Source organism: Picrophilus oshimae DSM 9789, assembly GCF_900176435.1.
Lineage (GTDB): Archaea > Thermoplasmatota > Thermoplasmata > Thermoplasmatales > Thermoplasmataceae > Picrophilus > Picrophilus oshimae.
This window is the reverse complement of the sequence record NZ_FWYE01000004.1, coordinates 99933-117431: the sequence shown is the minus strand read 5'-3', so window position 1 is coordinate 117431 and position 17499 is coordinate 99933. Positions and strand designations below refer to the sequence as shown.

Genomic DNA, 17499 nt, shown 5'->3' with positions numbered 1-17499 from the left:
TTAATCTTTTCAATGGTCTCTTTTATATACGGGAGGTATCATTTTTGAGGCGTATATACATAATCAATGGAACATCGGATTCAAGGTTTATAATAAAAAGATTGAGGCATGACAATTACATTATATCAAGCGCCGTTACCGATGAGGGTATTAAAAAACTCTCAGATCTTGGCATAGATGCTGTAAAGGGCCCTCTTGATATTAATGAAATGATGAATTTACTAAAGGAGAAAAACATAGATTTAATAATAGATGCATCACATCCATTTGCATACAGCATAAGCAGAACCGCAATGACAGTCTCCGAGGAGCTTGGTATAGATTATATAAGATATGAAAGGCCATCGATATTATATGAAAGCACATCAACATTTTCAAGCTATGATGAGATAGCAGATTGTTTAAACAGAATGAAATGTCGAGCACTAATAACAACCGGAATAAAAAATATTGATTATATAAAAAATGTAATTGATAAAAAGAACATTATTATTAGGGTCCTTCCAAGGCCTGAAAATATAGAAAGATTAATTAATATTGGCATTCCTGAAAAAAATATAATAGCAATGGAGGGCCCATTTACATACGAGTTAGAGCTTGCAATAATGAACAATTATAATATAGAATGCCTCGTTACAAAGGATAACGGTGACATAGAAAAAATAAAGGCCGCGCTTGAAAAGGGTATTAAAATTCTTATATTAAAAAGGGATAACATGGAATATAAAAACGTTTACAACGATATTAATGAAATCATAAAAGTGGTATACAATGTTAAATCCAGGGGAAATTTACAGGAAAAGCCTTGAAATAATCTATAATAGCCTTGGCATAGATGATAGTAAAGAGAACAGAATAAAGGCCCGTGCGGTTCATGCAACCGGAGATCTTGATGTATTTAAAACGATTGTTTTTAAGAACGATCCATTAAATAATGGCATTAACGCCTTAAGATTAAACAGGTTTATAGTAACAGATGTTAACATGGTAATGTCAGGGATAACAAGGTATAATAGAAAGGTATGCCTAATAAATGACGACGATGTCCTTTTAAAATCAAAAATGACCGGGCTTTCAAGGTCATATCTTTCAATAAAGAAGGCCGCATCAATTTATAAAGATGCAATCTATGTTATAGGTGATGCGCCAACAGCACTTATGTCATTGATCGAGGAGGTGAAAAAAGGCCTAAGGCCATCGCTTGTCATAGCAACGCCCGTCGGCTTTGTATCAGCACTTGAATCAAAGATTGATCTTTTATCCTGCGAAATACCGTTGATAACAAACATTTCCAGAAAAGGTGGTTCCCCAATGGCTGCAGCATTAATGAATGGAATAATAGGTGAGCTTCATGCCTAGGTATGGATACACAACTGGCACATGTGCAACCGCAGCAACCAGGGCTGCAATAATAGCCCTTGCCACCGGCAGAAAATTAAAAAGTGTCGAGGTAAAATTACCATCAAAGAAAAATGCGATAATTAATATAAATGATGTTGAGATAAAGGAAGATTATGCAATGGCATCCGTTGTAAAGGATGGCGGGGATGACCCGGATGTTACAACAGGGCTTGTTATATATTCAAAGGTTTCATTTACCGATTCGGGAATATACGTTGATGGCGGTGAGGGCATAGGCCGCGTCACAAAAGAAGGTCTTCCTGTAAAACCAGGCAATGCGGCGATAAATCCGGTGCCAATGAGAATGATAAAAAACACGGCCATGGAAACACTATCAGAATTGAATATTTCATCAGGATTAAAAATTATAATATCGGCTCCCGGAGGAGATAAGGTCGCATTAAAAACATGTAACCCAAAGCTTGGAATCATTGGCGGCATATCAATACTTGGAACAACGGGCATTGTTGTGCCATACTCGGCAGCATCGTGGCGTGCAAGCATAGTCCTTGCAATGCGTGTTGCTATTAAATCAAATTATGATACCGTGATACTGACAACGGGTTCAAGAACCGAGGAATACGCGAGAAAATTATTTAATGACAGGTACCCGTGCATAGACGTTGGCGATTTTATAGGCTTCTCCGTAAGACGCGCTGCGGAGAATGGCATAAAGAATATTATAATAGCATGCATGCCTGGAAAGGCATCAAAGCTTGCCAGGGGCATGGAGGATACATCAAGCAGGAACTCTGGTGTGGACTTTGATTTTATATATAAGATGGCATTAAGCATAAATATAAAAAATGCAGAAATAATAAAAAATTCAAATACAGTAAATGCACTGGTTGATGAATTCACGGATGATGGATTATTTAAATTAATGGCAGAGCTTGCGAAAATCAATTTAAGAAGGATATCTAATATCAATATTGATGTCATTATATTTGATATGTCAGGAAATGTGATATCATGAGGATTGCCGGCATAGCAATAACAGAGAATGGCATAAAAATATTAAAAGACATATCAAAATGCATTGACATTGATATTTATCAGGGCAGGAGGCTCTCAGACAATGGCTTTTTATCAATTAATGATATAACCAGGGAGATCTTCAATAAATATGATGCAATAATATACACGGTGGCACTTGGCGCAGTTGTAAGAATAATATCAAGGTATATAAAAAGCAAGTATACCGACCCTGGTATAATAGTTATAGATGATGCCGGCAGATTCACTATAAGTCTTTTATCCGGGCATAGAATAGCGAATAATTTATCAGTTATTATATCAAAATGCATAAACAATCAGCCTGTGATAACAACGGCATCTGAGGCAAACAACGTTGAATCAATAGAGGAGATAATAAAAAATAAAAACATCATTGTTAATGGAAACATTGCATCGATCTCATATGATATTATCTCTGGAAAGAACATGCTTTTAATCGATGAATGCAATTCAAATTTAAGATTTCCTGATAATGTTAAGGAAAACATCGATGATTTTCATGGCAGAATAATAATAACCAGAAGGGATATAAAACCCGGGCCAAATGATTTAATACTGTTAAAAAGGGATCTTTGCATTGGAATCGGCTTTTCAAGTGATGCAGATTATAATAATCTTTTTAACGCTATTGATGCAGCATTAAGGAGCATAAATGCATCATTTAATGCAATTAAGCGCATAGCAACTATAGATATAAAAAGGGGATCTGCGCCATTAAACGATTTAATAAAAAAAATAAAATGCGATGCAATCTTTTATAAAAATGAAGAACTTAACAGCACGGGCATAATCAACGGCGATGTGTATAAATACATCGGTGCATATTCAGTTTCAACGGCATCGGCCTATTTATCATCAAACCATGGAAAAATGTTAATTGAAAAGATGGTATTTAAAAATGTAACGGTATCAATATTCAGTGATAATGATGAGGATAAATAGCATTGTAATAGGAGCCCCTTCAAGCTCATCCGGAAAGACAACGATATCAATAGGTATAATGCGTGCCCTTTCCAGAAGATTAAGGGTGCAGCCCTTTAAGGTTGGCCCGGATTATATAGATCCAGGATATCATAACATTGCAACCGGAAGATTTTCAAGCAATCTCGATACATGGATGTCATCCAGGGAAAAAATGAAGGAGATATTTATAAAAAGATCCACTGGCTCAGATATTTCAATAATAGAGGGTGTCATGGGACTATACGATGGAAAGCAGCCGGATAAAGATACGGGAAGCACGGCAGAGGTTGCAAGAACTTTAAAATCACCGGTTATTATAGTAATTGATATTTCCGCAATGGCAAGAACGGCCGCTGCCATAATTCTTGGCCTTATTAAAATGGATAAAAGATTGAGGATCTCAGGTGTTATACTAAACAACGCCGGGTCTGATTATCACTGTTCAATAGTAAGAACGGCCATTGAAAAATACACAGGAATACCTGTAATAGGCTGCGTAAAAAGATCAGATGATTTAAAAATTGATGACAGGTACCTTGGATTAAAAACGGCCATGGAGGATGACAATTCTGGTAAAATAGATAAAATAGCCGATATTATTGAAAGGTCAGTTGATCTGGATCTATTAATTAAAATATCAAAAGAATCAGGGGATATATCATTTAAATCAGCATTATTCTCTAAAAAAAATGTTAATAGGGTGAGAATAGCCATTGCATATGATGCGGCATTTAATTTCTATTATTACGATAATATAGAAATGCTAAAAATGTACGGTGCAGAGATTGTTTATTTCAGCCCGCTAAATGATTATAAGCTTCCAGAGGCGGATGGAATTTACATAGGTGGTGGTTTTCCCGAGCTATTTGCAGAAAGACTTTCAGATAATTATTCAATAAAAAAGGATATAATGGAATTTTTTAACTCGGGAAGACCGGTATTTGCAGAATGCGGCGGCTACATGTACCTTTCCAGGGGCATAAAAATAAACGGCAAATATTATGAAATGGCCTCAATAATAAACGGTGAATCATACATGGATTCACTTATTCTTGGATACAGAAACATAAGAGCAGAGTCAAATAATATATTAATGATGGGCGGCTGGCATGTAAAAGGCCATGAGTTTCACTATTCAAGGCTGAATGTAAATGCAAATGCCTATAAAACTGAAAGGGGTCCTGATGGCATTTCAACAAAAAATCTGCTTGCGGGCTACATGCATCTGTACTTTCCATCAAATCCAAGGATACCGGAAAGGTTTGTAAGATCATGTTATAATGTATGATTAAAATTTTATTTATATAACATTATAATGGTTTATTATGATAATTCTCTCCGGGGATGATTTAAATGTAAATAAGCTTTACAGGATCTCTGTTCTTAAGGAAAAAATTGAGATATCTGAATCAGCAAAAAACAACGTTTTAAGATCCAGGAAATCTCTGGAAAAGATTATAAGCTCTGGAAATGAAATATATGGTGTTACAACTGGCTTTGGCAGCCTTCTCAACCGGCATGTTGATGAGAAGCTCGAGCTCCAGAAGAATCTTATAAGAAGCCACTCATCAGGAACTGGCAAATACCTTAAGCCTGAATATGTAAGGGCCGTAATGTCCGTCAGGTTAAACAGCCTATTAAAGGGTTTCTCTGGAGTATCAATTGATCTTATAGACCGTTTGATTTTCATGTTAAATAATGATATAATACCGATTGTTCCTGAGTACGGTTCAGTTGGTGCCAGCGGGGATCTTGCACCGCTTGCACATATAGGCCTTGCAATCATGGGCGAGGGTCCTGTGCTGTATAAAAATGATGTAAGGGATTCAAATGAGGTCTTTAGGATATTTAACATTGAAAAATATGAATTTAAGGAAAAGGAGGGTGTTGCCTTAATAAATGGAACATCAATGATAACAGGGATACTTGGCATTGAGCTTTACAGATCCATGAATTTAATCAAGCACGCCTTAATATCATCGATGATGGCCTTTGAGGCACTCTCTGGAACAGATAAGGCATACAGGGAATGGGCCATAGCATCAAGACCACACAATGGGCAGATAACAATAGCGGATAATTTAAGGTTTATATTAAAGGACAGCGAGATCGTGAAAAATGCAAATAAGATAAAGATACAGGATGCATACACGCTTAGATGCATACCGCAGGTCTACGGTGCAGTCCTTGATGCAATAAAATATTCAATAAACGTTGCAAATACAGAGATGAACTCCGCAACAGATAATCCACTTGTTTACAACGACGATTACATATCAACAGGGAACTTCCATGGCGAGCCGGTTGCACTTGCGGCAGATTTTTCGGCCATTGCGTTAACTGATCTTGGCAACATGATAGAAAGAAGAATAGCCAGGCTTGTCGATACCAATTTAAGCGGACTGCCGCCATTCCTTGTGAATAACTATGGAATAAATTCCGGTTATATGATACCACAATACACCGCTGCAGCACTTTGCAACATGAATAAAATATTATCACACCCGGCATCTGCTGATTCAATTCCAACATCTGCAAATCAGGAGGATCACGTCAGCATGGGCGCAAACTCGGCACTTAAACTGATAAAAATAAGAGAGAACATAGAAAGTATCATTGCAATAGAGTATCTAATAGCCGCGCAGGCACTTGAATTTAAAAAGTATAATACATCCAATTTCATAGATATGGTTTATAAAAAGATAAGGTCAAGGATAGATCAACTTGAAAATGACAGGCCACCATACATTGACATTGAAAAAATCCTTGAAATGATGAACAATGATTTAATGGAGTTTATAAATAGCATCAGGATTTAGATGCACCACACATAAAATGAAGTAGTGCCTCTGCAGCGACCCTTCCTGTTATGTCATCATGATCAAGTGGTGGCGAGTACTCTGTTAAATCCATAAATCTTACCTTTTTGTTTAATCCAAGAAGGTACATTGCTTTAAAGATTTCCCTTGGTGTCAGGCCTCCAGGAGAGGCGGCACTTACACCAGGTGCATATGCCTGATCAATTACATCAATATCCAGGCTTAGATATATAATATCTGCATCAATAATTTCAAGGGCCTTCTTTATTATGGCGTCAATACCATAATCAAGAACATTCAAAGCGGTGAAATAGCTTATTTTTAAATCATTAATTTTATTATAATAATACTTTGAATATTTAAAACCGTGAACGCCTATCTGGACAAAATTACGCCCGTCAAGGCAGCCGCCGTTATCTTTTAAGATGTTATTTCCCCCAGGAACCTGAGTTCACCCTCCATGGATCCCTTATATCATGGTGTGCATCGAATAGGATCATTCCAGTTTTTTTATTTAATTTACATACTGATTTAAATAGTCCCTCTGTTATTGAATGATCCCCGCCCATGGCAATGAACCTTGAATTGTATTTTTTTATAATATTATAATAATCATCTTTTATTTTTTCAATGTTATAATCTATAAAATTAACATCGATATTCCCAGCATCAAGTATTTTCAATGAGTTAAGATCAACGTTATGATCGGTGCAGTAGCTTGAATATGAATTCATAATCTCTCTTATCCTCTCAGGGCCGTATCTTGCACCCCTTCTATGCGATATAATTACACCATCGTATGGAACACCTGTTATAACAATATCTGGATTTTCACTGTTTTTATTAACTTCAGAAAATTTTAAAACCCTTGGGTCATTAAAACTCATATTAAAATCATTGTACGATAAAGAAAAAATCTTTTATTGAAATGTTTTTAACAAATTATATAAATATAAATAAAAGCATTTTATCTTGTGATAATAAAAAACGCAGGCCAGATTATAACATTTGATTCAGAGGGCAATTTTAAGTTAATTAAAAATAAATCAATAGTAATAGAGAATAATATAATCTCTGATATTACAGATAATAAAAACAATGACGATGCCATTGATGCATCAAATATGGTTGTCATGCCTGGATTTATTGATTCACACACATCTTGCCTATGCGGGCACAAGGGAGAATGAACTATACATGAGAAGCCACGGTCAAAGCTATCTTGATATACTTAATTCAGGAGGCGGTATACATAAAACAATGAATGATACCGAAAGCTCAGGTGAGGATCAAATATTTAATGAAACCATTAAAAGGGTTGATGAGAGCATACTAAATGGCACAACATACCTTGAAATAAAGAGCGTCTATGGAAAAACAATAAATGGTGAGAGAAGGTTAATAAATGCAATAAAAAGGATAAAAAGTATTTACAGAAATGTTAAGATAACATTACTTGCGCATGCTGTTCCAGATAACATCAATGAATATGATTACGCAGGGTATTTTATTAATAATATGATTCCGGCATTTAAGAACGATGTTGATTTTCTTGATGTATTCTGCGACGCAGCTGCATTTTCAAGGAAATCTACCGAGATGATTCTCGAGGCGGGCGTATCATCCAGGTTAAAGCTAAAAATGCATGCAGACGAGCTTCAGAACATTGGCTGTATTGACCTGTGCAAAAGATTTAATTTTACATCTGTTGATCATTTATTAAATACAAGAAATGATCAATTAAATTACATAAAATATTCTGGTGCCGTTGCAACGATACTTCCGGTAACAGCATTTTCCCTGGATTCAAATTATGTCAACGCACAGAGGTTTATAAATAAAAAGATAGATGTTGCAATAGCAAGTGATGCATCACCAGCCTCCTATAATTCAAATATGATCTTTGCAATATACCTTGCAGTAAGGTACTGTAATATATCACTTGAGAATGCCATTAAGGCTGCAACAATAAATGGTGCAAGATCACTTAAAATCGATGAGTCGACAGGTTCAATAGAAACAGGTAAAAATGCAGATTTAATAATATTGGATATAGATGATTATAAAAAGCTGCCATATATGTATATGTCAAGACTTGTAAGATACTCATTTATTAATGGAATAAAAATCATTGATAACTTTAATCTTATTCATTAAGATTTATATTAAATCTGTACTCTATTGCTGTGTTATCATTATAATAAACTATAAACGCGAATGGGAATGTGTCTTCATTACTCGATGAAAGCGACATGCTAAGGCACATGTATTCACCTGTTATATTATATAATGTTCCGCTTTTCAGCGTGGATGGTGGTGGAGCCCCAGGGCCTCCTGATGGATGCCCTATTTCATTTACTGTATAGCATATGCTAAGATAAGCTGGCTCATTGAACAAAAAGCATACCTCAACATTTTTTGAAAAATAAATGTTGTGTATCATTATTACATTATTTGCGGTGGTCTTTGGTGCCGGCCCAGGTCCTGGCCCAGGTCCAGGTCCTCCGGGGCCTCCAGGGCCACCGGCAGGTGCAGAATAGTTAAAAAATATGTTTAAACCCGTGCTCATCTGCTCCCCGGGACTGTTTATTCCAGAGATATAGAATTCTGTTTCAGGCACCCCTCCGGGCCCGCCACTATTATAATTCGAGCCGGATTCCATGTATACATTTGGCGAAACAGAGCTTACGCTAATATTATTCATTGAATTTGAAACAACAAAGAATGCCATGAAAAATATTAATATAAATGTATATATTTTATGCATTTACTAATATCAAATAGCAATCATTTATATAAAGTTATATAAAAATAGTTTTTAACTTTTTATTGTTTTATTAAATATGTTTTTCTATATTTATTGTTTATAATAACATTGATCATAAAAATATACATGCACCGCATGGTAATATATTGAATACAAAGGGCTGGTCCCAGGAGGCCGCCCTGAGACTGATAATAAACAACCTTGATCCAATGGTTGCCAAGGATCCTGAAAATTTAATTGTTTACGGTGGAAAGGGAAAGGCTGCAAGAAACTCGAAGGCATTTGATAAGATTATTGAATCATTGAAAGAACTTGAAAACGACGAGACACTTTTGATTCAATCAGGAAAGTCCGTTGGAATATTTAGGACTACAAGGGAATCGCCAAGGGTTTTAATAGTTAATGCACAGATCGTTCCACGCTGGGCAACCCATGACATCTTCTGGGATCTTGAGGCAAGAGGATTAACGATGTTCGGTCAGATGACCGCTGGATCATGGATATACATAGGAACACAGGGTGTTCTTCAGGTTACATATGAAACATTAAATGCGCTGGCAAGGAAAATTTATCATTCTGATAATCTTGATGGTAAATGGTTTTTATCTGCCGGTCTTGGTGAGATGGGCGGTGCACAGACACTTGCCGCGAAGATGAACAGATGCACAAGCATAATCGTTGAAATAGACATTGAAAAGATAAGGAGAAGGCTCAGGGACAAATACCTTGATACATACACAGATTCACTCGATGAAGCATTGAAATTAAAGGATGAATCAATAAAAAATGGTAAACATTTATCGATAGGCCTGCTTGGCAACGCAGCAACGGTATACAATGAGCTTGTTAATAGAAACATAATACCTGATATTGTTTCGGACCAAACAGCGGCCCATGATATAAACCTTGGCTATGTGCCGGAGGGCTATGACATAAAAAGCTTTCAGAAATTCAGGGAAGACAATCCTGAAGAATTCAAGAGAAGGGTCTATGAATCCATTGTAAGGGAGGTAAATGCGATGATTTATTTTAAAAATCATGGTGCCGCAGTCTTTGATTATGGCAATGACATAAGAACAAGGGCCCTTGAAGGTGGATTGAAAAATGCCTTTGATATAGATGGATACGTACCTGCATACATAAGAGACCTTTTTGCAATAGGCTCCGGACCATTCAGATGGGTTGCACTTTCTGGAAATCCTGATGATATATACAAAATAGATGATGCAATAATAAAAAACATTGATGATCGGCATTTAACAGACTGGATAAAACTTGCAAAGGAATATGTGCATTTTCAGGGATTGCCTGCAAGGATATGCTATGCACCGTACGGTGAAAGGGAAAGAATAGGTTTAATGATAAATGACATGGTGAAAAACGGTGATCTCGAGGCACCCGTTGCCATAGGCCGTGATCATCATGATACAGGATCTGTTGCATCCCCATACAGGGAAACGGAGGCCATGAAGGACGGAATAATAATAAACAATCAGGCTGCGGCTGCAAAGGATCTTTACAATAAAATAATAGGAAACTACATACAGGAGGGCAGCCTTCAAAGGATAAACAATCCACCATTTGACAATGCAAGCGATACAAACCTTGCCAATGAAATGAATGCAATAGCAGTTTACAGCAATTACATGCCATCCACGGCAAAACCTGTGCCGCCGAATGTAAATTATACAGTAATAGCAGATAATACAATAGTTGAAGAGCAGATAGGAATATGGCTTGCAAATTCATATAATAATTACATGTCAAATAATACATTCATAAACGTTGAAACCGATGTATCAAGTCATTATGGTATATCATAAATTAAATTATAATTTAATTTTTTATTTAATCAATAAACTCAAGGTTTACATTATCCATTAAAAGCCTTTTAATATCATCATCGTCCGTAATAATCTTTTCATATGAAAACATTGATAAAATCCTTAAAAAATAATCATTTAATACCATCCTTTCTGCATCTTCAAGTGTTAATATGCCGTTCAGCTCCGTTGATGAGAATAATCTTTTAAAAACAGATTTTTTGCAGTTAAAAGGCAGGAAATGTATAACGGCAGGATCCCTATAATCCCTTAAAACGTCATATCTTTTTAAAACCTCCTCGGGATTCTCATCGTATATTGTCTCAGGACCTATATATGAATAATCAACGTATATAACAGGAGGTTCCATGGATCTCGTTATTACGTAGTTTTTATCTATTACAAAGATGTTTTCAGGATCTATCTCCGCATCCTCTATTTCAAGATTGCCTTTAATATTTGATGAACCAGGCACGGTATAGCATGAATCCATAAATGGATCAATCATTGAAAACCTCTCCAAAATAGATTCCCTTATGTTTTTTATATCTTCCATGGACAGAAAATAATGAAAAATATTTAAAATTCACGCATAATCTATATTTATATCCCTTGTCTCATTGCCCTTTATGAGCCAGAGAACAGAGGCAACGGCTCCAAGAAGCCATAGAATTACATTGTATAGTATGAACTGATAAAGTGTAAACGTGCTTGTTAAATCAACGGAAATTGCATAGCCTATCATTGGGGCAAGCCTGACAATACCCATAAATGTTCCACGGTACCTTGTCGGAAACAGCTCAGGTTCAAGCGTTGTCCTTGATGCCCAGCCAAACTCACTCATCATCATGTTTATAAAAAGCAGTGGCAAAAATATGAACATGTTCCTTAAATATGGGACAAGGAAGAGTATTATTAACGTGCTTATAAAGCCGCCAATGTATGAATATGCAGTGTAAACCTTTCTGCCCCTGGAAATCAATGGTGCAGCGATAAAACCAGCAGCGGATGCGCCCAAAAGTGCAACGAAGATTATCATTTCATCCATGTATGTTGATGGAAATTCGTATGGTCCTATTACATATGCCATCAGTCCAAAGGTTATATACTGTGATATGCCTATTGCAGCCAGAAATAAAAATCTGCCAAGGTACTGCCCTCCAGAGATCTTGCCAGTGCTTGTTCCGTTTGAATCGATGTATAATTTTTTCTCCTCCACTTTTGCAGCGTCAAATCTTCCCCTTGAGTTAAGCCATCTAAACGATTCTGGCAGGTTCACCCTTGCAATCACCATTATAACAATTAATATAAATGCGGATACCAAAAGTGCGTATCTGTCCATTATGGATGTGTAGACAATTAAAAAAAGTCCTGTGATTATTGCGCTGCCTATATTGTTAAAATCTGATACAATTGTTAACCATTTTGCACGTGATCTTAATGGCGAATCCTCGGCTATTAATGATAACGATGGCATCTCCTCACCGCCAACACCAAACTCTGCAAGGACAAGGCCTATTAAAAGTGTGTAGAATACATAGCTAAATGCAATGATTATCACGCCAATACCGTAAAGACTCATGGTCATTATAAAGACCCTTTTTCTGCCAAGGATGTCTGTTAATAAACCCATTGTAAAGTTTCCAAGAGGTGCAAAGATCGGGCCTATTAAAAGTATTATAACCTTTAATTTCAATGGCAGTGCATGTATTATTGCACCCGAGGCTGCAAGGGGCCCTATTGTTGCTATGATCCCCCATATTGTAAAGCTTGCCGAGCTGGAAAGCAGCATGAAGCGCTGATTCCTGCTCAGCATTTATATCCCCTTTTATATATCAAGAATCCCATTGGCTATCTCCCTCCGCCGGTATTACCCGGATCAGGTTCACGGGTCGATCCCTTGGATCCTCTCAGCCATTAATGGCTCCCCGGTAGCTTTTTGCTACAATCATTTATTTAATTGTAATATAAAAACTTTTTACCCTTCTAAAATATATTAAAAAAATATTTTTAAAAGATTTATTTACGTTTTAAAACAATAAATGTTAATGCAAGCAATGCAACAACTATTAAGATTCCCGGGACTATAATATTATATGTATTTGATGATTTTACAACCTTATTATCCATGGTCTGGTTTACCATTGTATTTCCATGGCTTCCAGGGAGATTGATATAAACATTGTTTCCATTAACAGTGTAGTTACCTGAAATTTTGTTACCATTATAATATGCAATATAATTATAATTTCCATAGGGCTCGCAAAGTTTTATGCTTCCTGAGACATGGTAACCGTTTCCATTAACTGAGAGATTCCAGCTGCCCGTTCCATTAAAGTAAACCGCGTATGTGATCTCAAGGAATTTTATCTCTATTGAGTTCGAATTTCCTGAATTAACCGAGCCGTACTGATTATAGGCTATATACCTTGAATAATCCGGGGTGTATATGCTATATGAATAGTTATTCCCGGGAAGCCACATTGATATAACATTTCCATCTGTATGGTATTTTGATCCAAAGACATCCAGGTACCATGGAGTTCCGTAGGGCAGACCACGCTCCATAAAGCTAAAGTAATGCGCCGGACTGTTGTATATTAAATATCCTGGCATTCCTGATGGAAGGTATGTCAGTGTTCTTACCCATGTAAAGTTTATTGGATTAACAGAATTTATCTGGTCAAAGAAGATTATTGGTTCCGGTGTTATTGCATTATCCTTCTCTGATATTTTGTTTACCAGCCCTGAGGCATTGTACTGTGACCCATATAAATTATCTTTACCTATTGTAAGGCTCCATAAATAATCCCCATAATTAAGCCCGGCAGTCTCACCGATTGGATCTGTAATGCCTGCCTGTGAGTTTGTCTGAGCGCAGAAGCGGCCTATGCCCTCAAGATTCTTATTGATGTTATATACTGAACCCAGGCCATAACCATGGAAGTCATAAGGTTTGTTTGTATAAACCGGTGGATAAATATTTCCATATGCCTGTACTGTAACATATGAGAATATTTCTTTTGAATACATGAATGGACAGTTGTTTTCAGAGCCCGTTGGTGTGTATTTAAGTCCATTGTTGATAATTAAACTTCCCTGCGAATTAACAGAGTTGTTTATAAAAACGCCTGTGTTCAATGAATTACCCTTAAAATCGCAGTAGAATGGAAAGACATATCTTCCATTATCGTACTCACCGTAAATCTTTGAAAGCTGTGGGGCCTCACCTGTGTATCCTGTGCTGCTGAGAACGTTTGAACTGTATGGTAAAACCTTTAACAATATTGAGCTGGAATCGTTATAATTTTTTACGAAAACTGTCATTGCATTGTTATTTAATGATTGTATCCATGCATATAATAATGTATTATTCAATGCTGTGAATTCTATGTTGCTTCCATTTTGATTTATACCAAGGCTGCCCGGATCGTTTATTTTTATAAACTGCTGGTAGAAACCATGTCCGCCGGGCAGGTTTGACAGCGATATTAGATAATAATTATCTTGAATCTCGGAGCTGTTTAGAAAATGGTTCTTATGGTTAATAGAAACATTATCCGGCATTGCAATAACAAGGAGGCTCAAAAGCATTATCAGCATCAAAAAAATTGCGATGAAAATCCTAATGCCACGCCTCCACAATTAGATCACATCCTTTTTAAATGACATAATAAATCAACAATGTAATTGAATTTAATATATAAATATTTTTAAGAAAAATATTTCATTTTTTGATTAAATAGAACGTAAAAAGAAAAAATATTATATAACATATTAATATTTATTATTAAAAATTAATATAAAAATCCATTTTACTAAAATGAAAGATATAATATAAAGAAATGAAATTATAAAATATGATTAATCCCTTTTATAAATACCCATGTAATGTGCAACAGGCTGTAATTTATCAACAATACTGTAAACGCTTTCAGGATTGAGTCTTTCAATTATTTTATCTGTTCTGTAGAGATTGAAATGGTAATGATGGTAACCATGACCCCTTGGCGGGCACGGGCCACCGTATCCGGGATGTCCAAAGTCGTTATCGCCCTGCATTATCACACCAAGATCTGGTTTCTTTTCAATGTTCTCTTTTAAAAGTTTTGTCTCACCAGGAATATTGTATATTATCCAGTGTGTAAATGTTCCAGACGGTGCATCCGGATCATTCATTAATAGCATGTAATATCCAGGATCAAGGTTTAGCTCTATCTCCGGTGATACATTATCGCCATCGCATGTGTATTTTTTTGGTATCTCAGATCCATCAGCAAATGCCCTTATTCTTATTTCCATGAATCAATATTAAAATACTGATATAATAAATTATCCCTGAAAATTTTAAATATATTACTAAAATAAAAACATCATCTTATATGATATTATGATCATTATTATCCCGGTAATTATTGCAATGGCATTTGCCGTTTTATTATTGTACCTTAAATGCATTACTGCAAACCTTACCCATTTTTTATTCTTTTTTATGTATATGCCTTTCTCTGTGAATAAATCAAGAAGCATATGGCTTGGCCCTGATATAATTCCTGAAACGATGCACATTATTAAAAACTGTTTATTTATATTAGAGTTAAGAATTGCCAAGGCCATTATAATAAATGATGAAAACGATCCCCAGGCCATGCTCCTCTCAAATGTATGTGTCAGTGGCGTCCTTGCATTTATTTTATTATTTTTTGAGTGACTGTGGCCCAGCGAATCTATTATAAAATTTGATATAAAAGATATTATAACGGATAGAGAAAACGCCCTAAAAAATGGCATGAAATGCGCATTTATAAATGTAAGGATGCCTGCTGTAAACACATAATGCGATGTTAATTTCATCAGACCATGTCAGACATTAATTTCTGTAAAATATGCTTTTCCATTTTTTGGAATATTATAAAAATTGTATTTATAATAAAATGGAATAAATTAACCTGTTTGATTTTTAAAAATTAATATTATTTTCATTTAAGAATCATGTTGTGCCCACCCTTACCTTTCTGTATAATAATATTGCTATTATACCCATGATGATTGTTTCAGACAGTAATATAAAGAATTCGGTTAATGTACCGGAATTTATTGACGATAAATACCCTGATCTTATGCCATTGGCTATGTATGTTAACGGATTAATATAAAACATGTATTTAAGTGCGGCAGGTGTTTTTGACGTCAATGGATAAAAAACAGTGCTTGCAAAATCTGCAAAGAAGATTATAAAGATCTGTATGCTATTATACGCCTGGTTTGACCTTGTTTTTGCCGCCAGTGCCAGAAAAAGGAACCCCCAGAAGAGACCGCCGATTATGATATTAACGATCATGAATATTAATCCGGCAGCGCTCATGTATATATGAATAACAAGCACCTGTGATATTATAAGAAGTATTACCGAACCAATAAGTGATAAAAATATTGTTGCGTAAAGTATGCCAAACAAATATTCAGATCTTGTGTATGGTGCTGTTAAAATTTGCTCGAACATGCCGTATCTTCTATCGGACCATAGCAGTGAACCGGCTATTGCACCGGCTGAAACGGTGTCAAAACCCATGATTCCCGGTGTTAAAAATTCCTTATAATTAAATCCTGGTATATTATTTATAAGGCCGCCGAACATAAAGCCCATAAAGATAAGATACATTGCAGGCATGGCAACAAGGAACATTAATGTTCCAGGGTCTGTATTAACAAGTATGTTCCTGACCATAAGCTTAAATGACTTACCAAGGTTCATGATACCTCACCGTTTATTGTATTAAAGAACACATCATCAAGGGAAACAGATCTTACATTTATGTATTCAAGAGATGCATCAAACCGCTTTATTAACTCGGTGATCTCTGATATCGTTTTATTAACATCCTTTGTAACTATTATATCATTATTATCATCAGATGAGACCTCACCTGTGCTTATCATTGAGAGAACCCTGTCCCTGTTTTTGCTCAATGATATCTCTATGGTTTTTGCCCCTGCATACCTCTTTTTTAATTCCTCTGTTTTATCCATTGCAACAATTTTGCCGGAGCGCATTATTGCTATTCTATCGCAGACGTAATCGGCCTCTTCAAGTATGTGCGTTGTAAATATAACGGTAAGACCATTTCTTGACATATCTTTTATCATGTCAAGTATCTTTCTTCTTGATATTGGATCAAGACCTGTTGTAGGCTCATCCAGGAATAATAGGTCCATATCATGCATGAACTCCCTTGCAACCTGGACCCTTCTCTTCTGGCCTCCTGAAAGGTCCCACATCCTCTTATTTCTAAAATCGTAGAGATCAAATTTTTCCAGTAAATCATTTACACGCTTTTTTCTTATATTCCTCGGAACACCCCATATGTATCCATATATATCAAGGGCCCTTTCAACCGTTGTAAAATCAAAGGATTCATCCTGAAGAACAACGCCAAGCCTTGATCTTAACCTATTGCCTGACCTGTAATCCATGCCAAGTATCCTTAATTCACCTGAAACCGGCCTTAAAAGCGTGGTCATTAATTTAATTGTTGTTGTTTTGCCAGCACCGTTTGGACCAAGCAGACCAAAGATCTCGCCTTTTTTTACTGAAAATGTTAGATGATCCACAACGTTCTTTTTATTATCATATGAGAACACAACATCCTTTGCGTAAACTGCATAATCAGGTTGTTCCCCAGATTTTAATAATTCCATGATTATATAT

Annotated in this window: 19 protein-coding genes and 1 riboswitch; of the genes, 9 read left to right on the top strand and 10 right to left on the bottom strand. The window is 35.9% G+C overall.

The window, feature by feature from the left end; translation table 11 throughout:
• Positions 1–44: 44 nt before the first annotated feature.
• Genes cobK through hutH form a run of 6 tightly spaced genes read left to right on the top strand, consistent with a single transcriptional unit; the run spans position 45 to position 6200 of the window.
• The gene (cobK, locus tag B8780_RS07055; RefSeq protein WP_161939700.1) at positions 45–809 is read left to right on the top strand and encodes a precorrin-6A reductase; all 765 of its coding nucleotides are present in this window, start codon (positions 45–47) and stop codon (positions 807–809) included.
• Positions 772–1359: a precorrin-8X methylmutase gene (locus B8780_RS07050; protein ID WP_084273171.1), complete on the top strand. Its 588-nt coding sequence runs from the start codon at positions 772–774 to the stop codon at positions 1357–1359. Before cobK ends, B8780_RS07050 begins: the two co-directional genes overlap by 38 nt.
• The gene (cbiD, locus tag B8780_RS07045) at positions 1352–2377 is read left to right on the top strand and encodes a cobalt-precorrin-5B (C(1))-methyltransferase CbiD (protein WP_084273170.1); all 1026 of its coding nucleotides are present in this window, start codon (positions 1352–1354) and stop codon (positions 2375–2377) included. The genes B8780_RS07050 and cbiD overlap by 8 nt, the downstream gene beginning before the upstream one ends.
• Positions 2374–3360 carry a cobalt-precorrin 5A hydrolase gene (locus B8780_RS07040; RefSeq protein ID WP_084273169.1) on the top strand — a complete coding sequence of 329 codons (987 nt, stop codon included), beginning with the start codon at positions 2374–2376 and terminating at the stop codon, positions 3358–3360. The genes cbiD and B8780_RS07040 overlap by 4 nt, the downstream gene beginning before the upstream one ends.
• Positions 3347–4669 carry a cobyrinic acid a,c-diamide synthase CobB gene (locus B8780_RS07035; RefSeq protein ID WP_161939699.1) on the top strand — a complete coding sequence of 441 codons (1323 nt, stop codon included), beginning with the start codon at positions 3347–3349 and terminating at the stop codon, positions 4667–4669. The genes B8780_RS07040 and B8780_RS07035 overlap by 14 nt, the downstream gene beginning before the upstream one ends.
• A gap of 37 nt (positions 4670–4706) precedes the next feature.
• Positions 4707–6200 carry a histidine ammonia-lyase gene (gene hutH, locus B8780_RS07030; RefSeq protein ID WP_084273167.1) on the top strand — a complete coding sequence of 498 codons (1494 nt, stop codon included), beginning with the start codon at positions 4707–4709 and terminating at the stop codon, positions 6198–6200.
• On the opposite strand, the gene B8780_RS08380 is transcribed toward hutH, so the two are convergent.
• Positions 6190–6627 (bottom strand): arginase family protein, encoded by a 438-nt coding sequence (locus tag B8780_RS08380; RefSeq protein ID WP_084273166.1) that lies wholly within the window; start codon positions 6625–6627, stop codon positions 6190–6192. The two genes, hutH and B8780_RS08380, sit on opposite strands and share 11 nt — an antisense overlap.
• A gap of 1 nt (position 6628) precedes the next feature.
• Positions 6629–7087 carry an arginase family protein gene (locus B8780_RS08375; RefSeq protein ID WP_084273165.1) on the bottom strand — a complete coding sequence of 153 codons (459 nt, stop codon included), beginning with the start codon at positions 7085–7087 and terminating at the stop codon, positions 6629–6631.
• Positions 7088–7174: 87 nt separating this feature from the next.
• Between B8780_RS08375 and B8780_RS08175 the strand changes: the two genes are divergently transcribed.
• Both B8780_RS08175 and hutI read left to right on the top strand, forming a co-directional pair.
• Positions 7175–7390 carry a hypothetical protein gene (locus tag B8780_RS08175; RefSeq protein ID WP_161939698.1) on the top strand — a complete coding sequence of 72 codons (216 nt, stop codon included), beginning with the start codon at positions 7175–7177 and terminating at the stop codon, positions 7388–7390.
• Positions 7347–8357: an imidazolonepropionase gene (gene hutI / locus B8780_RS07015; RefSeq protein WP_161939697.1), complete on the top strand. Its 1011-nt coding sequence runs from the start codon at positions 7347–7349 to the stop codon at positions 8355–8357. The genes B8780_RS08175 and hutI overlap by 44 nt, the downstream gene beginning before the upstream one ends.
• Here hutI and B8780_RS07010 read toward each other — a convergent pair.
• Positions 8347–8931: a hypothetical protein gene (locus B8780_RS07010; RefSeq protein ID WP_153274235.1), complete on the bottom strand. Its 585-nt coding sequence runs from the start codon at positions 8929–8931 to the stop codon at positions 8347–8349. The two genes, hutI and B8780_RS07010, sit on opposite strands and share 11 nt — an antisense overlap.
• 143 nt (positions 8932–9074) lie before the next feature.
• Between B8780_RS07010 and hutU the strand changes: the two genes are divergently transcribed.
• Entirely contained in the window at positions 9075–10790 is a 1716-nt protein-coding gene (gene hutU, locus B8780_RS07005) for a urocanate hydratase (protein ID WP_269087916.1), read from the top strand.
• A gap of 25 nt (positions 10791–10815) precedes the next feature.
• Here hutU and B8780_RS07000 read toward each other — a convergent pair whose 3' ends face one another.
• The 7 genes from B8780_RS07000 to B8780_RS06970 all read right to left on the bottom strand — a co-directional run bounded on the left by B8780_RS07000 (position 10816) and on the right by B8780_RS06970 (position 17489).
• Positions 10816–11346, bottom strand: a complete 531-nt coding sequence (locus tag B8780_RS07000; RefSeq protein WP_084273162.1) for a hypothetical protein — start codon at positions 11344–11346, stop codon at positions 10816–10818.
• Between the two features lie 30 nt (positions 11347–11376).
• Positions 11377–12606: an MFS transporter gene (locus B8780_RS06995; protein ID WP_084273161.1), complete on the bottom strand. Its 1230-nt coding sequence runs from the start codon at positions 12604–12606 to the stop codon at positions 11377–11379.
• Positions 12607–12628: 22 nt separating this feature from the next.
• A riboswitch (TPP riboswitch) is annotated at positions 12629–12731 on the bottom strand.
• Positions 12732–12809: 78 nt separating this feature from the next.
• Positions 12810–14384 (bottom strand): hypothetical protein, encoded by a 1575-nt coding sequence (locus B8780_RS06990; RefSeq protein WP_153274234.1) that lies wholly within the window; start codon positions 14382–14384, stop codon positions 12810–12812.
• 270 nt (positions 14385–14654) lie between these two features.
• Positions 14655–15092 (bottom strand): YbhB/YbcL family Raf kinase inhibitor-like protein, encoded by a 438-nt coding sequence (locus B8780_RS06985; protein WP_084273159.1) that lies wholly within the window; start codon positions 15090–15092, stop codon positions 14655–14657.
• Positions 15093–15149: 57 nt separating this feature from the next.
• Positions 15150–15644, bottom strand: a complete 495-nt coding sequence (locus B8780_RS06980) for a DUF1286 domain-containing protein (RefSeq protein ID WP_011176898.1) — start codon at positions 15642–15644, stop codon at positions 15150–15152.
• Between the two features lie 136 nt (positions 15645–15780).
• A complete protein-coding gene (locus tag B8780_RS06975; protein WP_011176897.1) occupies positions 15781–16545 on the bottom strand; it encodes an ABC transporter permease in 765 nt (254 codons plus the stop codon).
• Complete coding sequence (locus B8780_RS06970) at positions 16542–17489, bottom strand: ABC transporter ATP-binding protein (protein ID WP_084273158.1); 948 nt, start codon at positions 17487–17489, stop codon at positions 16542–16544. Before B8780_RS06970 ends, B8780_RS06975 begins: the two co-directional genes overlap by 4 nt.
• Positions 17490–17499 lie beyond the last annotated feature (10 nt).